At 59.7% G+C, this 3,093-nt stretch carries 2 protein-coding genes and 1 pseudogene; 1 reads left to right on the top strand and 2 read right to left on the bottom strand.

Annotated features, from left to right (window positions below):
- Positions 1 to 494 (top strand): annotated as a pseudogene (locus KBF66_RS19360) (ornithine cyclodeaminase); the annotation flags it as partial.
- 11 nt (positions 495 to 505) lie between these two features.
- On the opposite strand, the gene lptE reads toward KBF66_RS19360, so the two are convergent.
- Both lptE and leuS read right to left on the bottom strand, forming a co-directional pair.
- Positions 506 to 1,021, bottom strand: coding sequence for an LPS assembly lipoprotein LptE (lptE, locus tag KBF66_RS19355; RefSeq protein WP_296661375.1), 516 nt, complete (start codon positions 1,019 to 1,021; stop codon positions 506 to 508).
- Between the two features lie 3 nt (positions 1,022 to 1,024).
- The coding region (gene leuS, locus KBF66_RS19350; protein WP_296661373.1) for a leucine--tRNA ligase at positions 1,025 to 3,093 on the bottom strand (2,069 nt) is incomplete at its 5' end.

Here is a 3,093-nt window from a genome sequence, read left to right as displayed (position 1 = left end):
GCTTGCGCCTGGTGGCTTGCCGCAATGTGGCAGACGCCGTGCGCGGAGCCGACATTGCGACCACCATCACCGCCGACAAGACCAATGCGACCATCATCACGGCCGATCTGCTGGCACCTGGCATGCACCTCAACGGTGTTGGCGGCGACTGCCCGGGCAAGACAGAAATACATGCCGATGTGCTGCGTGCCGCCAAGGTTTTTGTCGAGTTTGAGCCGCAAACCCGCATCGAGGGTGACCTGCAGCAAATGCCCGCTGATTTTGCGGTGACCGAGCTGTGGCAGGTGTTGTCGGGTCTAAGCGCTGGCCGCGACAGCGACACGCAGATCACCTTTTTCGACTCAGTCGGGTTCGCCCTGGAAGACTTTTCAGCCCTGCGTTTTGTGTTGGATCAGGCACGCGTCCTGGGGCTGGGTGCTCCGATTGACCTGATTGTGCAACTGTCCGATCCCAAAGATCTGTATGGCTTGCTCAGACCAGCCACACCGGTTTAAGGGTGCGCCACCTATTGAGGTGGTTTGAGGCTGGCGAGGCGGCGCAGGATTTGTTGCACAACATCCGTCTGCATGTCGCGGTACAACTGGGCCTCTTCGGTTTCTTTGGCCAGCGCAAAGGACTCGCTGTAGCTGATGTCGCGCAATTGGACGATCGTTTCGGGAGCGACCAGGTCACGCCCGCCAGAGCCGTCGATCTTGAAGACCACGCGCAGTCGCAACTGGAACTCGCGCACCTGGCCGGATGTATTCACGCCGACCACAGTTTTTTCGCGTTGCTCGCTGAGTATTTCCAGTCGCAGCGGCGAGGCAGCAGCGCTGGTATCGGTGCCCAGCACAGTGACCGACTCGGCAAGTGCCGCACGCAGATCCTGCACAACCGGTCCGCCCGGGCTGGGCAAAACGGCAATACGGCTGAACGCAAAGCTCTGGCTGCCGCGCAGCCTGAAGCCGCAACCGCCCACCAGCGCCGTCAGCAACATGGCTGTGCCGAATTGACGCCGCGTCGTCACTGTAGGTGTGGTCATGGCTTAAACCACCAAGTTGACCAGCCGCCCGGGCACCACGATCACTTTCTTGGGGGCCGCTCCGTTGGCAAATTTTTGAAACATCTCGTGCGCTATTGCCGCAGCCTCAATCGACGCCCTGTCGGCGTCCGCCCGGACCCTCATCGAGCCACGCAGCTTGCCGTTGACCTGCAGCATCAGTTCGATTTCATCGGTCACCAGCGCACTTGGGTCGACCTTGGGCCAGGGTGTGTCAAGCAGGTCACCCAGCACACTGGCGTAACCCAGTTGTGACCACAAGGCGTGTGCCAGGTGGGGTGTGGCAGGGTAGAGGCAGCGCAGCAAAATGGCGAAACCCTCCACCAGAGCCACCTGTGCACCTGCACCGTCAGGCACCCTGAAATCTTCCAGGGCATTGATCATCTTCATGGCACCCGACACCACCGTGTTGTATTGCATTCGCTGGTAGTCGTAGTCCACTTGTTTCAAGACCGTGTGAATCTCCAGCCGCAAGGCTTTGGCTTCTTTGCTGAATTCAATATCATTGAGGCTTCCAGCGCTTGATGCTATTGCCTCTGCAGCTTTCATATCCATAGTGGACAGCTTGGCCCCAAAGGCCCATACCCGGCGCAGGAAGCGGTAGCTGCCTTCCACGGCAGCGTCATTCCACTCCAGAGTGGCCTCGGGTGGAGCGGTAAACATGGTGTAAAGGCGTGCCGTGTCAGCGCCGTACTTTTCAATCAGATCCTGCGGATCAACTCCATTGTTTTTCGACTTGGACATGGTGCCTACACCTTCGTAGTCGATCGCGCTGCCGACCGGCAAATCACCCAGCGCGTTGACCAGGCGCGCACCAATGATCTTGCCGGCGGCGTCGTGTACGTGCTCCACGTCCTTCGGCCAGAAATAGTCCTTGCCACCTTGTGGTGTGCGCCGGCTGTAGATGTGGTTGAGCACCATGCCCTGGGTGAGCAACTTGGTGAACGGTTCATCCACCTTGATTAAGCCCAGGTCACGCATCACCTTGGTCCAGAAGCGTGCATACAAGAGATGCAGGATGGCATGCTCAATGCCGCCGATGTACTGGTCCATCGGCATCCAGTAGTCTGCTCCTTCGGCCACCATCTTGTCAGCGTTGGTCGGGTCGCAATAGCGCATGAAGTACCAGCTTGAGTCGACAAAGGTGTCCATGGTGTCGGTTTCGCGCCGTGCCGGCTTGCCGCAGATCGGGCAGGTCACGCCGGCATGGAAAACCTCACATTTGTTGAGCGGGTTGCCTGAACCATCGGGAACCAGATCGTCGGGCAACACCACCGGCAGGTCTTTCTCGGGCACCGGCACGGCACCGTGTTCGTCGCAGTGGATGATCGGGATCGGCGTGCCCCAGTAGCGCTGGCGCGACACGCCCCAGTCGCGCAGCCGCCAGGTGATTTTTTTCTCACCCAGGCCGAGGGTCGCCAGGTCTGTTGCCACCGCTGCGACGCAGTCCTTGAACACCAACCCATCGTATTTGCCCGAGTTGATGGCGACCCCAGCACCTTTTTCGGCATACCAGTCCTGCCAGGATGTGGTGTCAAAGGGACGGTAGGCTGGCTCGGCCCCAGCCGGATTCAGGACAGCCACGACGGGCTTGATCGGCAACTGGTATTTCAAGGCAAACGCAAAATCCCGCTCATCATGTGCTGGCACGCCCATCACTGCGCCATCGCCATAACCCATCAGCACGTAGTTGCCCACCCACACCGCCACCGATACACCGGTGAGGGGGTGTGTCACAAACAAACCCGTGGGCATGCCGACTTTTTCTCTCAAAGCCATCTCGGCCTCGGTGGTGCCACCTTTGCCACACTCCTCAATGAACGCAGCCAGTGCCGGGTTGCCCGCTGCAGCCAGGGTCGCAATCGGGTGCTCAGGTGCCACCGCACAGAAGGTGACGCCCATGATGGTGTCGGGCCGGGTGGTGAAAACGTACATTCGGCCCTCGCCAATCAGCTGGCCCGAGGCGTCAGCGATCTGGTGCGGGAAGGCAAATCGCACACCTTCGCTCTTGCCAATCCAGTTTTCCTGCATCAATTTGACGCGTTCGGGCCAAC

The organism is Rhodoferax sp., from assembly GCF_018063565.1.
Taxonomy (GTDB): domain Bacteria; phylum Pseudomonadota; class Gammaproteobacteria; order Burkholderiales; family Burkholderiaceae_C; genus Rhodoferax.
The sequence above is the reverse complement of the archived record's forward strand: the minus strand, read 5'-3'. Positions and strand labels throughout refer to the sequence as shown.